Origin of the sequence: Burkholderia sp. WP9 (genome assembly GCF_900104795.1) — a bacterium.
GTDB lineage: Bacteria > Pseudomonadota > Gammaproteobacteria > Burkholderiales > Burkholderiaceae > Paraburkholderia.
In genome coordinates this window covers 4,266,121-4,289,588 of sequence record NZ_FNTG01000001.1, presented here as the reverse complement: position 1 = coordinate 4,289,588, position 23,468 = coordinate 4,266,121, and the positions used below count along the sequence as shown (strand labels likewise).

Annotated in this window: 23 protein-coding genes; 8 read left to right on the top strand and 15 right to left on the bottom strand. The window is 63.7% G+C overall.

Annotated features, from left to right (window positions below; genetic code table 11):
• Window positions 1-81: 81 nt before the first annotated feature.
• From speE to BLW71_RS19160, 3 genes are all read left to right on the top strand, one after another.
• The gene (speE, locus tag BLW71_RS19170; protein WP_091799096.1) at window positions 82-954 is read left to right on the top strand and encodes a polyamine aminopropyltransferase; all 873 of its coding nucleotides are present in this window, start codon (window positions 82-84) and stop codon (window positions 952-954) included.
• A 114-nt stretch (window positions 955-1,068) separates the two neighbouring features.
• Window positions 1,069-1,482 carry a VOC family protein gene (locus tag BLW71_RS19165; protein ID WP_011489849.1) on the top strand — a complete coding sequence of 138 codons (414 nt, stop codon included), beginning with the start codon at window positions 1,069-1,071 and terminating at the stop codon, window positions 1,480-1,482.
• Window positions 1,483-1,501: 19 nt separating this feature from the next.
• On the top strand, window positions 1,502-2,242 hold the full coding sequence (locus BLW71_RS19160) for a 16S rRNA (uracil(1498)-N(3))-methyltransferase (protein ID WP_091799093.1): 741 nt from the start codon (window positions 1,502-1,504) through the stop codon (window positions 2,240-2,242).
• Window positions 2,243-2,390: 148 nt separating this feature from the next.
• On the opposite strand, the gene BLW71_RS19155 is transcribed toward BLW71_RS19160, so the two are convergent.
• The 3 genes from BLW71_RS19155 to BLW71_RS19145 form a co-directional block, all read right to left on the bottom strand.
• Window positions 2,391-2,951 (bottom strand): barstar family protein, encoded by a 561-nt coding sequence (locus BLW71_RS19155; protein ID WP_091801013.1) that lies wholly within the window; start codon window positions 2,949-2,951, stop codon window positions 2,391-2,393.
• Window positions 2,952-2,967: 16 nt separating this feature from the next.
• Window positions 2,968-3,384 (bottom strand): ribonuclease, encoded by a 417-nt coding sequence (locus tag BLW71_RS19150; RefSeq protein WP_091799089.1) that lies wholly within the window; start codon window positions 3,382-3,384, stop codon window positions 2,968-2,970.
• Between the two features lie 443 nt (window positions 3,385-3,827).
• On the bottom strand, window positions 3,828-6,167 hold the full coding sequence (locus tag BLW71_RS19145) for an NADP-dependent malic enzyme (protein ID WP_091799086.1): 2,340 nt from the start codon (window positions 6,165-6,167) through the stop codon (window positions 3,828-3,830).
• Between the two features lie 207 nt (window positions 6,168-6,374).
• Between BLW71_RS19145 and thiL the strand changes: the two genes are divergently transcribed.
• The 4 genes from thiL (at window position 6,375) to BLW71_RS19125 (ending at window position 9,053) form a co-directional block, all read left to right on the top strand.
• Window positions 6,375-7,373: a thiamine-phosphate kinase gene (gene thiL / locus BLW71_RS19140; RefSeq protein WP_091799084.1), complete on the top strand. Its 999-nt coding sequence runs from the start codon at window positions 6,375-6,377 to the stop codon at window positions 7,371-7,373.
• Window positions 7,363-7,944 carry a phosphatidylglycerophosphatase A family protein gene (locus BLW71_RS19135; protein ID WP_177205066.1) on the top strand — a complete coding sequence of 194 codons (582 nt, stop codon included), beginning with the start codon at window positions 7,363-7,365 and terminating at the stop codon, window positions 7,942-7,944. The genes thiL and BLW71_RS19135 overlap by 11 nt, the downstream gene beginning before the upstream one ends.
• Before the next feature lie 66 nt (window positions 7,945-8,010).
• Window positions 8,011-8,511, top strand: coding sequence for a CinA family protein (locus BLW71_RS19130; RefSeq protein WP_091799080.1), 501 nt, complete (start codon window positions 8,011-8,013; stop codon window positions 8,509-8,511).
• 23 nt (window positions 8,512-8,534) lie between these two features.
• Window positions 8,535-9,053 (top strand): cupin domain-containing protein, encoded by a 519-nt coding sequence (locus tag BLW71_RS19125; RefSeq protein WP_091799077.1) that lies wholly within the window; start codon window positions 8,535-8,537, stop codon window positions 9,051-9,053.
• A 44-nt stretch (window positions 9,054-9,097) separates the two neighbouring features.
• On the opposite strand, the gene pyrF is transcribed toward BLW71_RS19125, so the two are convergent.
• From pyrF to BLW71_RS19070, 11 genes are all read right to left on the bottom strand, one after another.
• Window positions 9,098-9,913, bottom strand: coding sequence for an orotidine-5'-phosphate decarboxylase (gene pyrF / locus BLW71_RS19120; protein ID WP_091799074.1), 816 nt, complete (start codon window positions 9,911-9,913; stop codon window positions 9,098-9,100).
• A 242-nt stretch (window positions 9,914-10,155) separates the two neighbouring features.
• Window positions 10,156-11,217 carry an aldose 1-epimerase gene (locus BLW71_RS19115; protein ID WP_091799071.1) on the bottom strand — a complete coding sequence of 354 codons (1,062 nt, stop codon included), beginning with the start codon at window positions 11,215-11,217 and terminating at the stop codon, window positions 10,156-10,158.
• 226 nt (window positions 11,218-11,443) lie between these two features.
• Entirely contained in the window at window positions 11,444-12,358 is a 915-nt protein-coding gene (locus tag BLW71_RS19110; RefSeq protein WP_091799068.1) for an SMP-30/gluconolactonase/LRE family protein, read from the bottom strand.
• Window positions 12,355-13,155, bottom strand: coding sequence for an SDR family NAD(P)-dependent oxidoreductase (locus tag BLW71_RS19105; protein WP_091799064.1), 801 nt, complete (start codon window positions 13,153-13,155; stop codon window positions 12,355-12,357). The genes BLW71_RS19110 and BLW71_RS19105 overlap by 4 nt, the downstream gene beginning before the upstream one ends.
• A 39-nt stretch (window positions 13,156-13,194) precedes the next feature.
• Window positions 13,195-14,211: an L-arabinose ABC transporter permease AraH gene (araH, locus tag BLW71_RS19100; RefSeq protein ID WP_091799061.1), complete on the bottom strand. Its 1,017-nt coding sequence runs from the start codon at window positions 14,209-14,211 to the stop codon at window positions 13,195-13,197.
• 54 nt (window positions 14,212-14,265) lie between these two features.
• The gene (araG, locus tag BLW71_RS19095) at window positions 14,266-15,798 is read right to left on the bottom strand and encodes an L-arabinose ABC transporter ATP-binding protein AraG (protein WP_091799058.1); all 1,533 of its coding nucleotides are present in this window, start codon (window positions 15,796-15,798) and stop codon (window positions 14,266-14,268) included.
• Between the two features lie 132 nt (window positions 15,799-15,930).
• Window positions 15,931-16,929 (bottom strand): arabinose ABC transporter substrate-binding protein, encoded by a 999-nt coding sequence (locus BLW71_RS19090; RefSeq protein ID WP_091799055.1) that lies wholly within the window; start codon window positions 16,927-16,929, stop codon window positions 15,931-15,933.
• 132 nt (window positions 16,930-17,061) lie between these two features.
• Entirely contained in the window at window positions 17,062-17,838 is a 777-nt protein-coding gene (locus BLW71_RS19085) for an SDR family oxidoreductase (RefSeq protein WP_091799052.1), read from the bottom strand.
• A complete protein-coding gene (locus BLW71_RS19080; protein ID WP_091799049.1) occupies window positions 17,835-18,515 on the bottom strand; it encodes a 2-dehydro-3-deoxy-6-phosphogalactonate aldolase in 681 nt (226 codons plus the stop codon). The genes BLW71_RS19085 and BLW71_RS19080 overlap by 4 nt, the downstream gene beginning before the upstream one ends.
• 36 nt (window positions 18,516-18,551) lie before the next feature.
• The gene (locus BLW71_RS19075) at window positions 18,552-19,631 is read right to left on the bottom strand and encodes a 2-dehydro-3-deoxygalactonokinase (RefSeq protein WP_091799046.1); all 1,080 of its coding nucleotides are present in this window, start codon (window positions 19,629-19,631) and stop codon (window positions 18,552-18,554) included.
• Window positions 19,628-20,608, bottom strand: a complete 981-nt coding sequence (locus BLW71_RS19070; RefSeq protein ID WP_091799043.1) for an IclR family transcriptional regulator — start codon at window positions 20,606-20,608, stop codon at window positions 19,628-19,630. The genes BLW71_RS19075 and BLW71_RS19070 overlap by 4 nt, the downstream gene beginning before the upstream one ends.
• A gap of 1,107 nt (window positions 20,609-21,715) precedes the next feature.
• Here BLW71_RS19070 and BLW71_RS19065 point away from each other — a divergent pair.
• Complete coding sequence (locus BLW71_RS19065) at window positions 21,716-22,168, top strand: hypothetical protein (protein WP_091799041.1); 453 nt, start codon at window positions 21,716-21,718, stop codon at window positions 22,166-22,168.
• Window positions 22,169-22,741: 573 nt separating this feature from the next.
• Here BLW71_RS19065 and mtgA read toward each other — a convergent pair.
• Window positions 22,742-23,464, bottom strand: a complete 723-nt coding sequence (gene mtgA, locus BLW71_RS19060; RefSeq protein ID WP_091799039.1) for a monofunctional biosynthetic peptidoglycan transglycosylase — start codon at window positions 23,462-23,464, stop codon at window positions 22,742-22,744.
• Window positions 23,465-23,468 lie beyond the last annotated feature (4 nt).

The window sequence follows — 23,468 nt, the reverse complement described above, 5'->3', positions numbered from 1 at the left end:
GCGCGCCGAGGCCGCGCCGTGCTTCGCCCTTTACAATTGCACAACCTCAACCCACCGCGCTCCGCACGGAGCCCGCCAGCCGTGAGCGCTCCGCTGCTGTTCCGACCGAGTCCCGACGCCGTCTACGGATTTCCGCATGCGAAGCGGGTGGCGCACGCCGATTCACCTTTCCAGCGGATCGAAGTCTGGGACACGCCGCAACTTGGCCGGCTCTTCACGCTCGACGGCCGTCCGATGGCGTCCGCCGGCGACGAGTTCATCTATCACGAATGCATGGTGCACCCGGCCGCGCTGGCGCATCCATCGCCGCAAGCGGCGCTCGTGCTGGGCGGCGGCGACGGCGGCGCCGCGCGGCAATTGCTGAGGCATGCGGGTATCGAACGGATCGTGGTGGCGGAGTTGGACGCCGAAGTGGTCCGCCTGACGCGCGAGCATCTGCCGGAAGTGCACGGTGGCGCCTTCGACAACCCTCGCGTCCAACTGGTGATCGGCGACGCCGCGCATTACGTCGAAGCCGCGGCGCCGGCGCAATTCGATCTGGTCGTGTTCGACCTGACGCCGCCCGACTCACCCGCCGCCGGCCTCTACACGCAAGCCTTCTATCAGCAGCTCAAGCGGAGCATGAGCCCGACGGCCGCCGTCTCCGTACACCTCGGCTCGCCGTATTTTCACGGTGAGCGCATTGCGCGACTGCTCGGCGACCTGCGCGCGGCGTTCGCCATTGTCCGCACCATGAGCACGTTCATCCCTCTGTACGGCTCGCTCTGGATGATGGCCACCGCCAGCGACACGCTCGACCCGGCCGCCCTCACCGCCGATACGCTCGCGGCCCGCCTCGCCGCGCGCCAGATCGACGACCTGATGCACTACGACACGGCCACGCACGCCGGACTGTTCTCGGCATCCCGCTCAGTGCGCGATAAACTAAGTCAATTCTTAAAGCCAGCAAGCTAACGCGTGGGCAAAATGCTCGGTTCCGTCGGACTGCGCTATCGGCATCTCGATGCGCGACCATCCGCCTGGACTTGCTGCCTATGCCCCGCCAACCCTTTGGATCCGGAGAACTCCATGACCGCCTCCCGCCCCGCCGGTGTGCCCTGGTTGACCCCCTATCTGACGGTGCGCGATGCACGTGCCGCGTCCGCGTTCTTCACGGCGGCGTTCGGCTTCGAAGTGCGCGACAGTGTCCAGGACGACGGTGTCGTCATGCATGTCGAGATGACCTACCAGGGCCAGTTGATCGTGATGTTCGCACCGGAAGGCGCGTTCGGCTCGGCTGCGAAAACACCGAAAAGCGCGGGCGCGATCGCACCGCAATCGTTCTATGTCTATGTCGACGATGTCGACGCGATTTACGCGCGGGCGCTGGCCGCCGGCGCAAAATCGCTGAGCGAGCCACAGGATCAGTTCTGGGGCGACCGCTTCGCCCAGGTCGAAGATCTGGACGGCTACCGCTGGGCGCTCGCTCGCCACCTTTCGTGAACCAATGAGTATTTTTCTGATGCCACGCTTCTTCGTCGGAACGCCCCTTCAACCCGACGACATCATGCAGCTTCCCGATGACGTCGTTCGGCATGTGCTCGTGCTGCGTTTGCAGCCCGGCGATTCGATCGTGCTGTTCAATGGCGAAGGCGGCGAATATAGCGCCGAACTCGTCGAGGTCGAGCGCCGCTCGGCCAAGGTAAGAATCCGCGAATTCCGCAATATCGAAGTCGAGGCGCCGTATCGCCTCACGCTCGCGCAGGGCATCGCCGGCGGCGACAAGATGGACTGGCTGATCGAAAAGGCCGTCGAACTCGGCGCGGCAGCCTTCGTGCCGCTGACCACCACCCGCAGCGTCGTGCGTCTGTCGGGCGAGCGCGCGCAGCGGCGCCATGCGCATTGGCAAGGGATCGTGCGGGCGTCGTGCGAGCAGTGCGGGCGCAATCGCCTGCCGGAAGTCATGCCGGTGCGCGAGATCGCCACCTGGCTGGGCGCCATGCCGCGCACGCCTGAAGAAGGCGACTTGCGCATTCTGTTGTCGCCGCGCGCCAGCATCAGCTTTTCCGCGTTGCCCGCCGAGCCGCCGAAAGGACGCGTGACGGTGCTGGTCGGCCCGGAAGGCGGCTTTTCCGCCGCAGAGGAAGCGGCCGCGACCGATCACGGTTTCACCGCCGTCGGCCTCGGCCCGCGCGTGATGCGCACCGAAACTGCCGGCATCGCAGTGCTCTCGGCGTTGGCGGCCGGCTGGGGCGGCTGGTAAGCCGCCTGCGTGCCGGGTTTGCCGCCTGGACCGGCGGCGGCGCAGGGTACGTCGACATCTACCGCAGCAAAAACAAAGGCCCGCCATTGGCGGGCCTCTCTACTTAGCCCAAGCGGGCAACGCTCGGGCAAAAATACAAACGAAAATCTCAGGCGAACGAGTAAAACACGCGGAATGCCACCTTGCGCTCGGCCCAGAATTCGGAGGCTTCGCGGAACACGTCCAGCAGCGTTTCGCGCCCTTCCTTGTCGAACTTCTGCGCCACCGGCAACTGCTCGAGCACGATCACGAAGCCAGGTTGCGCACCCGCCTTATGAACCAGATCGGTCAAACAGTCGTAAAGCGCGTCGTAATTCTTGCCGAAGTGTTTCGGAAACAGGAACGACGTCGCGATAGTCTCCAGCACTTCCTGTTTGGACTGCGCATTGGCGCAATACGCATACAGAAAATGCTGGCCGAGCTGGTTGGCCTCGTCGGCCAGATCCTGCACGCGGAACGCGCGGATCGACTGTACGATGTTCGGTCGTACGGTCTTGAAAAGACTCATGGGCTCCTCGTTCGATGAAACCACAGTGCCTGCTTCGCTCTGGTTCTCGCGGCCCTGATCGGCGGCTCGCATCTGCATGACGCGCTGGAACAGATTGCCGTCGCCGGCCGCGAAAAGATCCGTCGCGACTCCGGAGTCGTGCGCGTAGACGTTGTCGCTCATGCCGTTCATCCCGATGTCATTCAACAATACGATTAAAACTGGTGTAGTGGTCGTCCGAGTAGTAACAATTGTCGGTTCGCTTCAGCGGACCTCCGCAGACGATGCGACGCGCCCCGCGATTACGTGAGCGAGGCGTGGAAACGGTGTATTCGTGGTAATAGCCGCGCCGATGGGCCGGCAGCAACCGTTCGCGATTGCCGAATACGATGCCGTCCTTCTCATACGGGTAAGGCCCGCCTGCGGCAATCAAGTTCAATGTATTGACCGCTTCGCGTGGCAACTGCGCCAGCGCGATCGTGCCCTGAAACTGCGCGTTCGAGTCGGCGGGCGCCGTGGAGTCGCGTGCATACGCGCCAGGCACGGGGCCAGATAGAGCGCACAGCGTAACAGCACCGATCAGCACGCCTTTCATGCGTTGCCACTTGCGTGCCATGTATCAAGGTTCCCCGCTGTTAGATCACGAGTTTGACGACCATGAAAGACGTAAGGGTATCGCTAATGGCCCCCGGAATCAACGCTCGCCAGCCGACCCCAAACTTGCAATCAGGCGGGAATGGCCCACCGGAGGGACTTTGACGACTTTTGACAGAATAAATAGCTTAGTCAAGCTAAAATTTATTCTAACGGTGCAAATGGAGTGAAGGCGGGCGTGTGAGGGGGTGGTCGGCAGGCCGCTGCGTCTGCGTCTGCAAGCATCTGAATGCGCCGTTGCAATGGCTTATAGCCGTTGAGCGCTCTTTGAAGGCGGAATTTTGTCTGACTTGCCGTTTTTAGGGTGAGGTATCCCCTGTTCACCCTGAGGCGTGCCCGTTGCGGGCACGCCTTTTTTTTTCACAGCGCGGACGTTCCCGCGCCATGCTTTGTCTGGATCGCGAATTAACGCGCCGCGATCACATCCGCCACCAGCAGCGCCGTCATGTTGACGATCCGGCGCACCGTCGCCGAAGCCGTCAGCACGTGCACCGGCTTGGCCGCGCCCAGCAGCATCGGACCAATCGCGATGTTGTTGCCCGCGGCGGTCTTCAGCAGGTTGTACGAGATGTTGGCCGCGTCGATGTTCGGCAGCACCAGCAGGTTCGCGTCGCCTTCGAGCGTTGAGTCGGGCATCACTTCGCGGCGCAGATTTGCGTCGAGTGCGATGTCGCCGTGCATTTCGCCGTCCACCTGCAGGTCCGGCGCGCGTTCGCGCAGGATGGCCAGCGTGTCGCGCATCTTCTGCGCGGTCGGCGCGTTGCTGGTGCCGAAGTTCGAATGCGACAGCAGCGCGATCTTCGGCTCGATACCGAAACGGCGCACTTCTTCCGCCGCCATGATCGTGATTTCGGCGAGTTGCTCCGGCGTCGGATCGACGTTCACGTGCGTATCCACGAGGAAGATCTGACGATTCGGCAGGACCAGCGCGTTCATCGCCGCGTAGACCTTCGCGCCTTCCTTCTTGCCGATCACCTGATCGATGAAGTGCAGGTGCCGGTGCGTGGTCGACACCGTGCCGCAGATCATGCCGTCGGCTTCGCCCTTTTCCACCAGCATCGCGCCGATCAGTGTGGTGCGGCGGCGCATTTCGAGCTTGGCCATCTGCGCGCTGATGCCCTTGCGCGACATCATCTTGTGATATTCCTGCCAGAAGTCGCGGTAACGCTCGTCGTGGTCGGTGTTCACGACCGTGTAGTCCTGACCCGCGACCAGACGCAGACCGTAGCGCGCAATACGCTGCTCGATCACAGCCGGGCGGCCGATCAGAATCGGCTTGGCCAGCTTTTCGTCGACGATTATCTGCATGGCGCGCAGCACGCGCTCTTCTTCGCCTTCCGCGAACACAATGCGCTTCTTCTCCGGCTCGACGCCGCGCGCCAGCTGGAAAATCGGCTTCATGGTCGTGCCGCTGTGATACACGAACTGCTGCAGATGCTGTTCGTAAGCGTCCATGTCCTCGATCGGACGCTCGGCGACACCCGAATCCATCGCGGCCTTCGCCACGGCCGGCGCGACCTTGACGATCAGACGCGGATCGAACGGCTTCGGAATCAGATACTCAGGGCCGAACGACAGGTCCTGAATGCCATACGCCGTCGCGACGATATCGCTCTGCTCCTGGCGCGCCAGTTCGGCGATCGCATTGACCGCCGCGATTTCCATTTCCCGCGTCACCGTAGTCGCGCCCGCATCCAGCGCGCCGCGGAACAGGAACGGGAACACCAGCACGTTGTTCACCTGGTTCGGGTAGTCCGTGCGGCCCGTGCACAGCACGGCGTCCGGACGCACTTCCAGTGCGAGTTCCGGCAGGATTTCCGGCGTGGGGTTGGCCAGCGCCAGAATCAGCGGCTTGTCCGCCATCTGCTTGACCATGTCCTGCTTGAGCACGCCGCCGGCCGAGAGGCCGAGGAAAACGTCCGCGCCGCCGATCGCTTCGGCAAGCGTGCGGGCGTCGGTTTCACGCGCGAAGCGCTCCTTGTCCGGGTCCATCAGCTCGACGCGGCCCTTGTAGACCACGCCGGCCAAATCGGTCACGGTGATGTTTTCGAGCGGCAGGCCGATATCGACCAGCAGGTCCAGACAGGCCAGCGCCGCCGCGCCCGCGCCCGAGGACACCAGCTTGACTTCCTTGATGTCCTTGCCGACCACCTTCAGACCGTTGGTGATGGCCGCCGCGACGACGATCGCCGTGCCGTGCTGGTCGTCGTGGAAAACCGGAATCTTCATGCGCTTGCGGCATTCGCGTTCGACGATGAAGCAGTCCGGCGCCTTGATGTCTTCGAGGTTGATGCCGCCGAAGGTCGGCTCCAGCGCCGCGATCACGTCGACCAGCTTGTGCGGGTCGGACTCGTTCAGCTCGATATCGAACACGTCGATGCCGGCGAATTTCTTGAACAGGACGGCCTTGCCTTCCATGACCGGCTTCGAGGCGAGCGGCCCGATGTTGCCCAGACCGAGCACCGCGGTGCCGTTCGTGACCACGCCGACCAGGTTGCTGCGCGCGGTGAAGCGCGCGGCGTTCAGCGGGTTCTCGACGATTTCCTCACACGCGAATGCCACGCCCGGCGAGTACGCCAGCGCAAGGTCGCGTTGGTTGATCATCTGCTTGGTCGGGGCGATCGCGATCTTCCCGGGGGTGGGGAACTCGTGGTAATCGAGGGCGGCTTCGCGGAGTTTGCTATTGACGGGAGTCGACATAAGGCGGGCTTCGAAGGGCAGATTAGAATAGACGTTCGACGGCATTGTAGCCCCAATTGCCACCCCAATTCCTTCAATACGGGTACAACTGCCGCGACTTAAACAGAGCGAAAGGCTGGCGTAACCTGCTTGCGCCCAAACGTCGCCCGTCTCGGAGTTGGCAGCGGATCGCGTCTCGATCCCTTGCCCACTTCGTACAATGCGCGCCGTTAGCCGAACTTCGCGGCATTTATCCGTTCATCCATCGCCACCATGCTCTCCGAGTTTTCGCTGATCGATCGCTTCTTCGCCCGCCGCGCTGCGGCGCGGCCCTCCGACGCCGCGGGCGGCACGCTCGGCATCGGTGACGACTGTGCGCTGCTCGCGCCGCCCGCAGGCGAAATGCTGGCGATTTCGACGGACATGCTGGTCGAAGGCCGCCACTTCTTTCCTGACGTCGATCCCGAGGCGCTGGGTCACAAAGCGCTGGCGGTCAATCTGTCGGACCTCGCCGCCATGGGCGCCAAACCGCTGGCGTTCACGCTGGCGTTCGCCCTGCCGAAAGCGGATGAAGCGTGGCTCGCCGCGTTCAGCGAAGGGCTGTTCGCGCTGGCCGAACGCTACGGCTGCGAATTGGTCGGCGGCGATACGACGGGGGGCCCGCTGAATCTGTGCATTACCGTGTTCGGCAGCGTGCCGCCGCGCGCGGCGCTGCGCCGCGACGCCGCGCAGCCGGGTGACGATATCTGGATTTCCGGCACGCTCGGCGACGCGCGCGCCGGCCTCGGCGTGCAACGCGGTGAGTGGTCCGCGGATGCCAGCGACGCTGCGACGTTTCGTCGCGCCCTCGAACGCCCGGAGCCACGTGTCGCCCTCGGGCTGGCACTGCGAGGCATCGCCCACGCGGCGCTCGACCTCTCGGACGGCCTCGCCGGCGACCTGCTGCACATCCTCGAACGATCGAACCTTCGAGCCGCCGTCGACGTCGACGCCGTGCCGCGCTCGGACGCGCTGCGCCGGCTCTCGCCCGAGATCCAGCGCCGCTGCACGCTCGCCGGCGGCGACGACTACGAGCTGTGTTTCACCGCGCCGGCCTCGGCGCGCGCCTCGGTCGAAGCGGCAGGTCGCGACGTGGGTGTGCCGGTCACCCGCATCGGTACAATAAGCGCTCTCCAGGCGGCGACCGAGCGCCCGGCGATCAGCTGGCACGACACCGCTGGCGCGCCGCTCACACTGACGTTGCAAGGCTTCGACCACTTTCATGCAGACTGATCCCCCGCTCGGCGCTGCCGACAAACTCATCGGCGGCGAACCGCCCCGCGCGCCGCGCGCGCCCGATCCGCGTCCGCCGGGCCGTCAGCCGCGCCGTGCCACCGCGCGCTTCATGCTGTCGCATCCGCTGCACATCCTGTCGCTGGGGTTTGGCAGCGGCTTGTCGCCAGTCGCGCCGGGCACGATCGGCACGCTCTTCGCGTGGGCCTCGTTCGCCGTCCTGAGCCGCTACCTGACGGTGGTCGAATGGGGCGCGCTGATCGTGGCCGGCTTCTTCGGCGGGATTGCGATTTGCGGGTTTACCGCGAAGAAGCTCGGCATCGACGATCCGTCGCCCGTGGTGTGGGACGAAATCATCGCCTTCTGGCTGGTGCTGCTGATGGTCACGCCGGTCACGCTGACCGGCCAGCTGTGGGCGTTCATCGTGTTCCGCTTCTTCGACATGGTGAAACCGCCGCCCATCGGTTATTTCGATCGACGTCTGAAAGGTGGCTTTGGCATCATGTTCGATGACCTGGTCGCCGCGTTTTTCACGCTGCTCGTGATTGCGCTCTGGCGCATGTCCGTATAACCGTTGCCCGGCGGCCCGCGCGCCGCCGGGCAGCCACCGCCGGTCCCTGCTCTCCGGATTGACGCCATGCCTACCGATTCCGTCGTTCATCAGCTCGCCATTCGCGTGAGCAACCGTCTGCGCGACGAGCGCCTGATGCTCGTCACCGCCGAGTCCTGCACGGGCGGCATGGTGGCGACCGCGATCACCGACATTTCCGGCAGCAGCGGCTGGTTCGAGCGCGGCTTCGTCACGTATTCGAATCAGGCGAAGAGCGAAATGATCGGCGTGCCCGCCGAGTTGATCGAGAAGCACGGCGCGGTCAGCGAGCAGGTGGCGCGCGCCATGGCCGAAGGCGCGCTGCGCAATAGCCGCGCGCAGGTTTCGCTGTCGATTACCGGCGTCGCCGGTCCGGGTGGCGGCACCGAGACCAAGCCGGTCGGCATGGTCTCGTTCGGCTGGAGCAACCGGCTGCATACGTCGGTGGAAACGAAGATTTTCAAGGGCGACCGCGAAAAGATTCGCGTGCAGGCCGCCGCACATGCCTTGCGCGGGGTACTCGCCTTGCTCGACGAGCGCGAGCATTAACCCTTCTTCAACGCGGAAAGCCCATGCCTGATTCGCGCGCAGTCAAAGACGAACTGGTCCGCCGCCTCGATCTCAAGCCGCATCCCGAAGGCGGATTTTTTAGCGAAACGTATCGGTCGGCGGAGCGCGTGATGCGCGACAAAGACGGCGGCGGTTCCGCGGAAACCCGCTCGGCGTCGACAGCGATCTACTACCTGCTCAGTGACGGCGCGCATTCGGCGTGGCATCGGATCAAATCCGACGAGGTCTGGCATTTCTATGCGGGCGAGCCGTTGCACGTTCACGTGCTCGACGAGACCGGCGCGCTGGTGACGCACAGACTCGGCAACGCGCTGACGCATGCCGACGCTGTGTTTCAGGCCGTGGTGCCCGCAGGTTTGTGGTTCGCGGCGGAGTGCGCGGATCCGGCGACCTTCGCGCTGGTGGGCTGCACCGTCGCGCCGGGTTTTGAATTCAGCGAATTCGAGCTGGCGGATGTCGATGCGCTGAAAGCGCGACATCCGCAGCATGCGGCGTTGATCGGGCGGTTGGGGCCCATTTGAACCCCACCCGCTCATGAAGCTGTCTTCGAAAAAACAGCCTGCGATTACCGGAACGCGTTGATCCGGTCGCGCGTTTCCATCGCGGCCTTCGCTGCGGCTTCGGCGAAATCGTCACCCTTGCCCGCGTAGATAATCGCCCGCGACGAGTTGATCAGCATGCCCGTGCCATTCGCGGTACGGCCGGCGTTGACCGTGGCTTGCACGTCGCCGCCTTGCGCGCCGATGCCCGGAATCAGCAGCGGCATATCGCCGACAATCCCCCGCACCACTTCGATTTCCTTCGGGAACGTCGCGCCGACCACCAGACCCAGTTGGCCGCTTGCATTCCATTTGTCAGCCGCCAGTTGCGCGACGACCTGATACAGCGGACGGCCGCCCGTTTCCAGGAATTGCAGATCGGAGCCACCCGCGTTCGACGTGCGGCACAGCACGATGACGCCTTTGCCTTCGTGCTCCAGATACGGCTGGATCGAATCGAAACCCATGTACGGATTCACCGTGACCGCGTCGGCCTGATAGCGCTCGAACGCCTCGCGCGCATATTGCTCGGCGGTGCTGCCGATGTCGCCGCGCTTCGCATCCAGAATCACCGGCAGCCCCGGATGGTTCGCGTGAATGTGGGCGATCAACTGCTCGAGCTGGTCTTCCGCGCGATGTGCCGCGAAGTAGGCAATCTGCGGTTTGAACGACGACGCATACGGCGCCGTTGCGTCGACGATCGTGCGGCAGAAGTCGAAAATCGCTTCGGGCCGGCCCGCGAGCGCGCCCGGGAATTTAGTGGGCTCGGGATCGAGGCCGACGCACAGCAGCGAGTTGGTGCGCTGCCAGGCGTCGTTGAGTGTCTGGATGAAATTGGACATGGTGGGTCTCGCGGCGAGCAGGAAAACGGAAGAGGCGCGTATTTTACCCGTCCTGCGGGGCGGTCCGCGCTGCGAGCGTGCGCAGCGTTGGTCCGGAGCGAGATGCGGACAGGCGAGGCTAGCGTCCGCAACGCGCCCTAGGTGCGCACGGCATCGGCCCGGCGCTCGCGAAGCGTGCGAGCCGATTGCCCGCAGCGCATCAGGGCATGCACACGTCCGCCCTGTCGCGCCACCCTCGCCCGCTACTGCTTGCGCTTCGAGCCGCGCGCTCCCGGCATCGAGCGCAAACCGGTGCGCTCGACGGTGAAGCGGAACGTGCGCGTGAGACGCTCGCCGCGTCCCAGCAAGGTCATGCCGTTTTCACTCGCGCCGCCGGCCAGATTCATCGCGTTGATCGGATGATCGACGGGTTCGAAGCAGAAGAAGTCTTCGCCCGGCGGCGTGTACAGCACGTAGTAGTCGGTATCGGCGGCAATGTTCAGCGACAGGCGGCGCTTGGGCCACACCACCGCCGCCTGGCCGCTCCAGCCGGTGAAAGCGTGATTGACGATGGTTTCCGGCAGCGGATACGCCACGCCGAATTGCCAGGCGGGCGGCGCCGGCACGTGCCGCACGGGCAGCCAGTCGTCGCCGGAGAGCCACAGGCCGCCGGCCGCCGCCGACAACTCGGTGTCCGCGTCACGCACGAAGAAGGGATGTACGCCCAGCCCAAAAGGCAGCGCTTCACGCCCGGCGTTTTCGATTTCGAGCGTCACGACGAGCGTCGGGCCGTCCAGCGTATAGGTTTGCGTCGCACTGTATGCGTAGGGCTTGCCATCGCGGCGATCGAGCGTGAGCCGCACGTTTTCACGGTCCGACTCGGCGACCTGCCAGGCCGATTGCCAACCGTCGCCGTGAATCGGCAGGGGTTCGTCGGCGCGATTGCGCGGCACCTCGACGCGACGGCCCGCCACGTTGAAATGCCCGCCGCCGATCCGGTTCGAATACGGCAGCAGCGGATAGCAGGCGAGTTCGTTCGGTTGCGTATCGACCCCGACATGGCGGCAGCGCCGGAAGATCGGCGTGAGCGCGCCGTCGTTGCGCCAGTCGAAACGGGTGACGCCGCCACCGAGCGTCGGCGCGACATCGAGACGCAAATGCGCATTGGCGAGCGTAATGCACGCGACATCGCCGCCGCTGGTTTCGCCGACGGCCACCGCCGACGTGCTGGGACCCGGAAGCACCGGATTGGCCGCCGCGGCGAGTCGCGAGCGTCGGCTCTGAGAGGTCTGTGGGGAGGAGGAAACGAGATTCGCAACAGTCATATCTGGCTCCATCGAGAGGCTTGGGACGTTGCCGTCATTGCTGACGGATGCTGTAGGGCGATTTTCTTGACCGGGTCGCCTCTGGGTCCGAACTGCATGCTGCCGATTTGCTGCCACTGGTATTGCAACATCAACTTGCGACACACTTTCAGATTCAATGCCTCATTGCGCTTCGTTGCTGCGTTGCTTCGTTGCTGCCTCGAGACCGAGGCAGCGTCATTCTGCGCTAAGCAGGCGCGCCTTGGAACACCGGTTCCGGCAAACCACGCCGTCCGGGCGTCGCGATGAACACGCCGCCCGCCCGCGTATCGTCGGCGAGCGCGGCCGCATCGAGGTCGCAACGCGCGCTCGTAATGTACAGCGTGCCGAGTTGCGCCCCGCCCAGCGCGACGCAACTGGGCTGCGCGGTCGGCACGTCGACGCGCTCCGTTTCCACGCCGTCCGGGCCATAACGCACCACCCGCCGGCCGCCCCACTGCGCGTTCCACAGCCCGCCGTCGCGATCGACAGTCGAGCCGTCGGGTTCGCCGGTGGCGTCGGTCAGGCGCGTGAAGAGGCGATCGTTGGCGACGCTGCCATCCGCGCGATAGTCGCAGACGCGGATTTCGCGCGTGGGCGAATCGCAGTAGTACATCGTCGCGCCGTCGGGACTGAACGCGATGCTGTTCGAGATCGCCGGCGCGGGCAGCGGCAAACGCTCCAGCGACAAATCGTGATTGAGACGGTAGAACCCGCCGACGGGCTGCACCGGCGCGCTCTCATCTTTGGTCCCGAAGACGAAGCGGCCCTGACGGTCGCAGCGGCCGTCGTTCACGCGCGTGTTCAAACCGGGTTCGACGTCGACGATGCGCCGTGTCTCGCCGGTAGCGAGATCGAAGAACGCGAGATGCGTGGCGAGACCAAGCAACAGGTGATGCGGATCGGCGCACAGCGCAAACGTGGCAAGCCGCTCGGGCATGCGCCAGAACGTGCTGCGGCCGTCGCTCGGGTCATAGCGCCACAGGCGCGCGCCTTCGATATCCGTCCAGTAGAAGCGGCCGGTTTGCGCGCACCATGTCGCGCCTTCGCCGAGCGTGCACTTCGTGTCGAGCAGCAGCGCCGCGCGCTGTGCAGCCGCGCCTGACGAAGCGTTCGCACTCACGCCCAGCCTCCGTCGACGATGATGTCCTGCGCGGTGATCATCTTGCTGTCGTCGGCGGCGAGGAAGAGCGCCATGCGGGCGAGGTCGGCCGGTTCCAGCTCGGCGTCGATACACTGCCCTTCCTTGATCGAGCGACGGCCCGCGTCGTCGAGCCACAGGCGCTTCTGCTTCTCGGTCATCACCCAGCCCGGCACCAGCGTATTGACGCGGATATTGAAGTGACCGAGGTCGCGCGCGAGACCGCGCGTCAAACCCTGCACCGCCGACTTCGACATGACATACACCGGATAGCCGCCGTTCTTCAACATCCAGCTGATCGAACCGAGGTTGATGATCGAGCCGCCGTTGGCCGCCTTCATGTCTTCCATCACCGCTTGCGCCGCGAAGAACTGGTGACGGATATTCACCGCAATGCCAGCGTCGAACGACTCGCGCGTGACTTCGCCGATCGTGTGGCGTTTGTCATTCGCGGCGTTGTTCACCAGCACCTGAATGGGCCCAAGCGTGGCCTTCACGTCGGCGATCGCTTTTTGCAGCGCGTCGATATCGGTGAGATCGCACGGCAAAAACAGCGGCTTGTGCTTCGAATCGCCGAGTTCGTCGGCGAGCGCTTCACCGGCGCTCGCATCGATATCGAAGAACGCGACGCGTGCGCCTTGCGCCGCAAAATGCTCGACGAACGATGCGCCGATGCCGGTCGCGCCGCCCGTGATCAATACCGTGCGATCCACAAGACTCGGATAGCGTGCGAAGGTGCTGTCCGCGAGACGGGCGTTTGCATTGGCCGGAGACGACATCGTTCGATTCCTTTTAGAGCAAGTGAGTGGGTCGCGCGTTTAATCCCGCGAGCCGCGGTTCTTCAACTGGTCGAGCAGCACGGCGGCGAGCAGGATCGCGCCGCGCACGAGGTACTGATAGAACGCGTCGATGTTCATCAGGTTCATCACGTTCTCGACCGTACCCATGATCAGCACGCCGATCACGACGCCGGAAATCGTCGCGCGGCCGCCGAGCAGCGAGACGCCGCCCAAGACGCACGCCGAGATCACGTTCAGCTCGAAACCTTCCGCGGCATTCGGCTGACCCGACGTGATACGCGAGGCCAGAATCACACCGGCCAGCGCGGTCACCGCGCCCTGAATCAGGAAGATGTAGACGCGCGTGCGTTCCACGTTGATACCGGCCAGACGCGACGCTTCCGGATTGCCGCCGATGGCGAGCGTATTGCGGCCGTACACGGTCTGGTTGAGCATCACGCCGAACACGATGAAGCACAGCAGCGTGACCCAGATCGGCAGCGACACGCCAAAGAAGCTCAAGCCGCCCAGCGCGATGAACGTGTCCGACGACACGCCGACCGCCTGACCGTGCGAGACGATAAAGCCGAGACCGCGGACGATTTCCATCGTGGCGAGCGTGGTGATCAGCGCGTTGATGCGCAGATACGCGATCACCGCGCCGTTGACGAAGCCGATCACGGCGCCCGCCGCCACCGCGGCGATGATCGCAATGAAGGTGTTGCCGGTGGCGTTGAGCACCATCGCGCACAGCACGCCGGCGAACGCGACCGTCGAACCGACCGAGAGGTCGAAGTCGCGCGAGGCCAGACAGAACATCATCGTGCACGCGACCATGCCGATCTGCGAAATCGACAGCGCGAGGCCGAGCATGTTCTCGATCGAGAAGAAGTGATCGACGGTCAGCGACATCGTGACGAACATCACGACGAAGATCACGATCAGGCTGTACTCGGTGATCTGCTGCCACCATTTCGCCTTGTCGTTGGACTGCGGAATCAGCGCATCAGCGGCGCTCTTGGCGGCCTGTTGCGCGAGGTTTTCTCTGGCTTGCATGTTGAAGACTCCTCCCGTTCCCCACGGGTTGCCGGACTTTCGTCCGAATGATGTTCAGGCCGCCTGTTGGGCAGCGGTTTCGGGCAGCGCGGTCGAGCTTTGCGGCAGCGCGAGGCTCAACACCGATTGTTCCGTTGCATCCTTGCGCGCCAGTTCGCCGGAAATCCGGCCCTGGCGCATCACGACGATCCGGTCGGACACGCCGAGCACTTCCGGCAACTCCGACGAAATCATCACGATCGCGCAGCCGCGTTCGGCAAGCTGATAGATCACGTTGTAAATTTCGTGCTTCGCGCCGACGTCGATACCGCGCGTCGGCTCGTCGAGAATCACCACTTTCAGATCCGGCTCGGCCAACCAGCGCGACAGAATCGCCTTCTGTTGATTACCGCCCGAGAGGAAACGAATCTTCTGGCGGCGGCTCGGCGTCTTGATCTTCAGGAGCTTGATGAAACGGTCCGCGGTTTCCGCTTCCTTCTTGCGATCGAGGAATATCCCCGCGCGCAGATAGTGACGGCGGCAACTGATGTTGATGTTCTCCGACACGGTCGCCATCGCGACGATGCCCTCTTCCTTGCGGTCTTCCGGACACAGCACGATGCCGTGCCGGATCGCTTCGCCCGCGCTGCGCACCTTGATCGGCTTGCCGTCGAGCACCAGCTCGCCGCCCTTCTTGTGATCTGCGCCGTACACCAGATGCATCAGTTCGCTGCGGCCCGCGCCCACCAGACCGAAAAAGCCGACGATCTCGCCGCGCCGCACTTCGAAGCTGGCCGGTTGCGCAAGCGCGTGGCCTTCGATTGCTTTCGCCGCGAAGCGCACTTCGCCGAGCGGCCGCGCCGAATAGTTATAGATGTCCGAAATTTCCCGCCCCACCATCTCGCTGACGATGGTGTCGCGCGACACGCCTTCGAGCGTCGGGTGCGACGCGATCTTGCGGCCGTCGCGGAAGATCGTGCAGGCGTCGCATAGCTCGTAGATCTCGTCCATTCGGTGCGAGATGTAGATCATCGCGCGATTGTCGGCGCGCAGGTCGCGCACGAGCTTGAACAGCACCTCGGTCTCGCGATGCGACAGCGAGCTGGTCGGCTCGTCCAAGGCGATCACGCGCGCGTTGCGCAGCAGCGCCTTGCAGATTTCCACCATCTGGCGTTGCGCGATCGAGAGCTTGCGCAGCTTCGCGTTCGGATCGAGCGCCACGCCCATCGCTTCGAGGCGTTCGCGCACGAAGCGTTTGGCTTCGCGCTTGTTGACCCAGCCGAGCGAGTTCGGCAGTTGCCCGAGCAGCAGGTTTTCCGCGACCGTCAGATCGGGCACGTATTGCAGTTCCTGGTGAATCACCGCGATCCCTGCCGCGATCGACGACGCCGCGCTCGAGAAGCGCACCTCGTTGCCGTCGATCATCACGCGGCCCGAGTCGGGCTGATATTCACCGCCGAGAATTTTCAGCAGGGTCGATTTCCCTGCGCCGTTTTCGCCCATCAGGCCGTGCACCTGGCCGACGTTGACGTCGAAGGACACACCGTCGAGCGCGCGCACGCCTGGAAAGACCTTGCCGATATTGTCAAAACGTAGCGTCGCTGACACTTCGCCTCCTAATGCTTCGTGTGAACCGTCTGTCTTTACTACTCATCTTTTTTGCTGTTGCCGGCGCGCCGATCTTTGTAAGAAGGCGCGCCGGCAGTTCACTTCATTTCATCACCTACTGAGTCAACCAGCTCAATTCGCCGCGAGGCCCATCTTCTGGCGCACGTCGGCAACGTTGTCACGCGTGGCCAGCATGCCGCTGGTCAGCGTCAGTGCCGGCGGTGCCTTGCCTTGCGTGATCCAGTCGTACATCAGCGTCGAGGTTTCTTCGCCATGGCGCTTCGGGCTGATGATGACCGTGCCGTAGAAACCCGTCGGCGACGGCTTCTTGAACTCGTTGAGTGCCGACTCCGAGCCGCCGATGCCGATACCGATCATGTTGTCCGCCTTGAAGCCGCGGCCTTCCGCTGCGCGCACCGCGCCGAGCACACCTTCGTCGTTCAGTGCGTAGGCCACCCAGTGCTTGAAGTTCGGATTCTTCGTCAACGCGATGTTGGCGGCGTTGAACGCGTTTTCCGTGTCGGTCTTCGCTTGCGGCGCGGCGATGATGTTCGCCTTCGGGAAGCCAGCGGCAATCAGGGCGTCAGTCGCGCCGCTCGTGCGGTCATGCGCGGTCGGCAGCTGTTCGTAGGTCACGTCGATCGCGCCCACGTCCTTCATGTCCCAGCCGCGCTTCTTGATTTCCGCAGCCAGGCCGTCGCCGACCTGCTTGCCGATGTTGTATGCCGAGATGCCCATATGCGGCACCGACGCGATCGGCTTGCCCGCGCCGTCGACCAGACGGTCGTCCACCGTCATCATCTTCAGGCCGTCGGCCTTCGCTTTCGCGACGATGCCCGGTCCGAGCTTGACGTCAGGCGTGCAGATCACGAAGCCTTGCGCCTTCTGCGCCGACAGGTTGTCGATTGCGCTCATCACCTTCTCGCCCGACGGCGCGCCGATCTTCACCAGCGTGAAGCCCTTCTCCTTGGCGGCGATTTCGGCGAACTTCCACTCGTCCTGGAACCACGGCTCTTCCGGCTGCTTCACGAGGAAGCCGATCTTCACCGGATCAGCGGCTTGCGCGACCGGTGCATTGAAGAGCACACCCGTCGCCGCTGCTGCCAGCGTGAGAAAAATTCTACGTTTCATGATGCGTGTCTCCTGACTAATTGGTAACGAGAAGGTATCGGCCGCGTCTTCTTGTACCGGTTGTGACACACGCGGCCAGCGCGTCGTCCGGTGTACTTCTTGCGCCCCTGCGCAATCCGGGTCTTGCAAAAATCAGTCGTGATACAGCGCGGAGCGCCCACCATCCACGGTGATGCAGGTGGCGTTGATGGACGGCGCTTCGTCCGAGGCGAGAAACACCGCCGTCATCGCCACCTCTTCCGGGCGGCCGATGCGCTTCATCGGTTGCAGATCCAGCGTCGCCTGCTGCGCGGCGGCCGGATCGGCCTGTTCGTTCCACCAGTCGTGCGTCAATTGCGTTTCGATGTAACCCGGCGCGATCGCGTTGACCCGCACGTTGCGCGGCGCGTATTCGATGCCGAGCGCGCGGGTCAGGCCAATCACACCGTGCTTGGCCACCGGATACGGAAAGCAGCCCGGAATGATCTTGAACGAATGCGTCGAAGCGATATTCACGATGCTCCCCGCGCCGCGTTCGACCATGCCCGGCAGCACCGCGCGGCAACCGTTCCACACGCCGTCGAGATCGACGGCGAAGCAACGGCGCCAGTCGTCGTCCGTCATGGTCAAGGGATCGCAGAACACGTTGATGCCGGCGTTGTTCACCAGCACGTCGACCGAGCCGAATGCGCGTTCGGCTTCGCTCACCGCGTGCTGAACCGAAGCCGCCTGCGTCACGTCCGTAGGCACCGCGAGCACGCGCGCGCCGGTTTGCGACTTGATATGCTCCGCCGTCTGCTGCGCGGTTTCGATGTCCAGTTCGGCCAGCACGACTGCCGCGCCCTCGCGCGCGAACGCATGCGCGATCGCCGCGCCGATGCCGCGACCGGCTCCGGTGACGAGAGCAACTTTGCCGGCGAGCCGCTTCATTTCTTCGCACCCGCGCGGGCAATGCGCAAACCGTTGATGAACGCCTTCGCGTGCGATGCGGTCACGGCCGCGCTCTGACCCGGCTTGTACAACGCCGAGCCGAGGCCGAAGCCGTTCGCGCCCGCGCTGAGAAACGGCCCCATGTTGTCGGGCGTGATACCGCCGACCGGCACCAGCGGCACTTCCGCCGCGATCACCGCGCGCCATGCCTTCACGACCTGGCAGCCGAGTTGTTCGGCGGGGAACATCTTCAGCACGTCCGCGCCGTTCTTTAGCGCGATGAACGCTTCCGTCGGCGTCGCGACGCCCGGCGCGCAGGCCATGCCTCGCGCTTTCGCGGCGCTGACCACTTCCGGATCGCTGTGCGGCATCACGATCAGTTCGCCGCCCGCCGACTTCACGTCGTTGACGAAACTCGGATGCAGCACCGTGCCCGCGCCGACGATCGCATCCGCCGGCAACACCTTGCGGATCGCAGCGATGCTGTCGAACGGCTGCGGCGAATTAAGCGGCACTTCGACGATCCGGAAGCCGGCTTCGTAAAGCGCCTGGCCGTGCTCGGCGGCATCGGCGGGCGTCACGCCGCGCATGATCGCGATCAGCGGACAGGCCTCGAACGCCGCGATCAAACCCGCGTGCGGCATGTACGGAGCGGGCAGATTGATGTGAGGTTGCATGTCGGTTCCTTGTTTCGTAAGCGGCGGCGTTGCCGGTTAGCCGGCGCGTGCCGCGTGAGCCGCCGGATTGACCAGCCCTGCCTGTGAGGCGACGCGCCACAGGCCGCCCTCGGTGGCGTGCTTGACCAATTCCGCCTGAGTGCAGCCGAACTGCGCCAGCGCGAGACGGTAGCGCTCGCACAGCGCTTCGTTGCCGATCAGGCGCAGGCTCTGCCCGGCGAGCGTGCTTTGCTGTTGCGTGAGCACCGCGTCGAGGCCGGCCAGTTCGTGCCCGATCAGCAATCCCGACAGATAGTCGGGCTGTTGTTCGCGCGAAAGTTGTCCGGTGAGGCCGAGCGTGCGCGAGCTGAATATGGTCGCGAGCACACCCGCCTGACCCTTTTCCCGCGCGATGTTCACGCCGTGCAGGAATGCGCCGGTGTCCGGCAGATCCGGCGTGAGCATCGTGCGGCCGAGGATCGTGTGCTCGCGCAATGCCGCGAACACTTCGCCGGTCATGAAGGTGTGAAAACGTTCGATCCGGCCCGCCTGCACCACCGCCCATTTCGCATGAGTGCCGGGCAAACCGATCAGGGCGCGCTTGCTGTCGGCGGGATGGGTGGCGTTCGTGGCGTTCGTCACGTTCGCTTCTTCGCCGAGCGCGCCAAAAATCTGCGTTTCTTCGCCGCGCATGACGTTGGGCAGTTCGCCGCGCTGCAGGACGCCCGGCACGATATGCAGCGTCACACCGCAGGCTGCCTCGACGCGGACGATGCCGGCCACCAGCGCATCGGCGCTCGCCGGCGTATCCACATAAGGCGCTTCCAGCCAGCCTTGCGCGCTGCCGACCATCCCTGCCGCGATCACCGGCACGCCGGGCGCGTCTGCGAGCCAGGCGCCGCAGACGTCCTCGAAAGCCGCGTCGAAGCCGCCCTGCTCCGCGCTGCGCGGCAGATTCATGATGCCCGCCGTCGATGCGCGCGTGGCCAGCACATTGCCGGACGCGTCATACAGATACGCGCGCAGCGAGGTCGTGCCCCAATCGAGCGCGATCAGCGCGGCATGCGCGTGCGTGGTGTCGACTGCGCCTGCTGCGGCGTGGCTGGCTGCCGGGGTGGGAGAACCCGCTTGCTTCATCGCTTGATCCTGCGGGTTGCCGGTTGCGGGGCGCGCCAGCCGAGTTCTTCCGAGATCGCGCGCGCTTCGCGCTGCACGACCGGAATCAGTTCGTCCATGCGTTCGAGCGACATATACGGAATCGTGCTCGCCACCGAGAGCGCCGCCACCACCGCGCCCGACGCATCGCGCACCGGGGCCGCGACGCAGCGGATCGACGCCTCGTTTTCTTCGAGGTCGAAGGTGTAGCCGCCGGCGGCGTAGTTGGTCATGCGCTGCATGAAGGTTTGCGCGTCGGGACGGTTATCCGGCTTGAAGCTGACGCCGGCGAGCGCGCGACGCGATGCATCGAAAAGCGACTGCCAGACGTCCGGCGTGAGATCGAGCATCATGGCTTTACCGATTCCCGTCGACGCCAGCGGCATGCGGTGCCCGACGCGCGAGCGCATTTCGAGTCCACGCGTGCCGGGGATCTTGTCGATGTACAGCACGTCGTCGCCATCGCGCACGCCGAGGTGGATCGTGTCGAGCGTCTGTTCCGCGAGCGATTCGAGATGCTGACGCGCGACCGCGGTGAGCGGCATCTGTTCGAGCGCGATCGTGCCGAGTTCGATCAGCTTCGGGCCGAGCAGGTAGCCGCCTTGCACCTGGCGGAGATAGCGGGCCTGCACGAGGCTGCTCACCAGCCGATGCGTCGTGCTGCGGGTCGTGCCGAGCGCGGCGCCGAAGGTGCGCAGGTCGCGCACGCCGGCCGCGGCTGCCTCCAGGATCGCCAGGCCGCGCAGGAGCGTTTGCGTGCCCGCTTGCTGTGGTGTGATGTCGAGCAGCGTGCTGGGTAAGGCGATTCCGTCGACCGGCGCCGGTTGGGCAGCGGCGCTGGCGCGGGGCGCTTTCGTGGCCGGCGCGGGGCGCGGCGCGGCGCGGGTCGCTTGATCGGCGGATGACGCCAGATCGGCTTCGGACGCGGACGCGGCGTGAGTGGGCATCGCTTTGTTCATGGCGATTCGCTTTTCGGTGGTTTTTTGCGCTTACAGCGCGGGGCCGGAGAGGGGGCCTTGGGTGCTCGCTGTGCGCGCCGTTCTGGCGATGCTTTGGGCGATGCTTTGGGCGTCGTGATGCTGCCTTTTTGCCTTGGGCATGGTTGGCTTTGTCTCCGGTTTTTTTGCTGTCGCTTTGGCGCTGCGTGGGCTTTTTTTGCCGTTGCTTTGTTGCGCTTTGCGTGTTGGTTCGGATTGTAGGGCGGTTTTTGGGAAACCTCCAATATGTGAGTGGTTGATCCATATAATGGGAAGATTGGCGCGTTGGGTTTTTTGTGGCCGCTTTGGGTTTTTTAGCCTTTCCTTGCTTTGTTAGTGGTCTATTGGCGTTGCCCCTGTGCGGGGCGGCACCTACTTTCTTTGCCGCGGCAAAGAAAGTAGGCAAAGAAAGCCGCTTTGAACCGCCAGCCCATAAGCGGGTCCCCCGCACAGTCACGGTAGTGGTGCATCTGGAATCGGTGTTCTCGCACATTCGGCGCAAGTGACAAGGCCGTCATACCTCCCGACTCGCGCTGCGCACTCGCCGGAACGGTCTGCCTTGAAGTGGATTTATCTGTGCGCCGGGGGGCCGTCGGCTTCGCCTCGGCGTGACGCCACAAATATGGCTATTGAACGGTCTTTCGACCTTGAAACTAACCACGAAGTCGGTCGCCCCGCCCGAGTGGCACGGCTAGTCTTGAGGAATCAGCACGGCATTTCGCTCGGAAATTACTTAGAAACTGGCCAGCACAACGGATGAGTTGGCGGGAAATTTCTGAATTGATTGCGGGGCACAGGTTTTAGCCTGTGCAGGTGATCACTCGCGAGACTGCACGCTGTAAACTCTTTTGGTCGTACATTCCACGACAACAGGTTTAACAGCCTAAAAGCGTAGTACCCCGTACGTTTGTCAAGCAAGCGTACGGCTGCCTTTGCACGTCTTTCTCCAATGGGCGGGCCTTGGCGGGGGAGCCTCGCGGCTCGCCGGTTCTGGTACTGCGCGCCGGTCTGTTAACCCCGTCAATGTGCCCGCTCACCCAACTTGCAAATGCGTGTCGGGCGATCCAGTCAGCAACAGGAGATCGCGCCATGAGTAAATCCATCAAGAATTCTCGAGTCACGTCGCGCCCACCCGTTGACGCACTTCAATACGAAAAGCTCGCCCTATCCGCTTTCGGTTTAGTTGAAAGGCAACTAGACCAACTGGACAAACTGATCAAGCTTGCGGCCTCAATAGTTAGGAGTCCGGCAGTGACGCGAGATGAGAGACATAGTCAGCGGAAGTTGCTGGAACTGTTAATCGACACTGGGGAGGATTACCAGCGCGAAGTCGAAATCGACCGTGAGTTGTATCAGGTCATCGCGCTCGACGCGAAGGGCGTTGCTCAAAGCCGCATCACAGCGCGACACGCAGCGGACCTTCTCTCGAAGGCTACGCAGACTGCATCAGAAAAGCGCGAACGCATTGGCGCCACGAGAAAGCTGGAGAACGTGCGGCCCCGCTTCCGAACGATCGCGCGAGCAACTACCACGGCACATTGACGGCGCAATGCCCCACTGCGACAGGCACCTGAAAAGCTAGAAGCACCGCGTCGCCAAATGCTGAAGCATCGCGGCGCTACGTGACGAAGCCGCCACCCACGCGCCCTAATCGTCTAAAGGACACTGCGACACTAACCGAAGCGCGAATCATGCGTCCACCATGAGCGCTCTGGTGAACACCAGTGCGGAGCCGCATAAAAAAATGAGGCGCACTACTACGGCATTTCGCCGAGGCGAAGCCGACGGCCCCCAGCAGCGCGCAAACGCAACCAATGTTTTTGAGCAGACCGTTCCGGCGAACGCGTAGCGTGAGGCGGGAGGCATGACGGCCTTGTCACGAAGGCTGAGTGTGCGAGAACGCCGATTCCAGATGCACCACTACCGTGACTGTGCGGGGGCCCCGCTTATGGGCTGGCGGTGTAAAGCGGCTTTCTTTGCCTACTTTCTTTGCCGCGGCAAAGAAAGTAGGTGCCGCCCCGCACAGGGGCAACGCCAATAGACCACAAACAAATCAAGGAAAGGCCAAAAACCCAAAGAACAAAACCACAACCACGCCACAAAGGCAAAAAAAAACTAATCGGGCAACTCCGCCGCCCCCATCCTGCGAGCAATAACCCGCGACCGCTGCGCAAGATAAGGCGACCCGCGATGCTCATCAAAATACTTAGGCTGCGGCAACATAACAGCCAACCGGGCCGACTGCGCAGCAGTCAACTTACTCGCTGAAGTCTTATAGTAATAACGAGCCGCGGCCTCAGCCCCATAAACCCCATTCCCCCACTCAACGGAGTTAAGATAAATCTCAAAGATCCGTTCCTTATCCATCAAGGCCTCAAGCATCCACGTAATGATGAGTTCCTGCCCCTTGCGGATATAACTCTTCTCCCGCGACAAAAACAGATTGCGCGCCAACTGCTGAGTAATGGTCGACCCACCGCGCACAATCTTGCCCTTGGCCTTATTCCGCTCCCAGGCCTGCAAGATAGCGTCCGTCTCATACCCATTGTTATTGACGAAATTCGCATCCTCGGAAGCGATGATCGCGCGCTTCAGATTGCGCGAAATCTGGTCATACGGCACCCACGTATGCTGCACGGAAAGATCCGGCCGATCCTGCGACAAGCGCCACGCGTCCGAACGCATAAACGCAGTGCTGCGTGGATTGACGTAATTCCAAACGGCGATCTGCGCGAAATAAAACGCCTGCGTCGCAATCCAAGCGATCGCCACCACCGCGCCCAGATAGACGATCCATCGCACCGGACCTGGCCGGCTCACGCGCCGCGTTGCTGTCATCGTG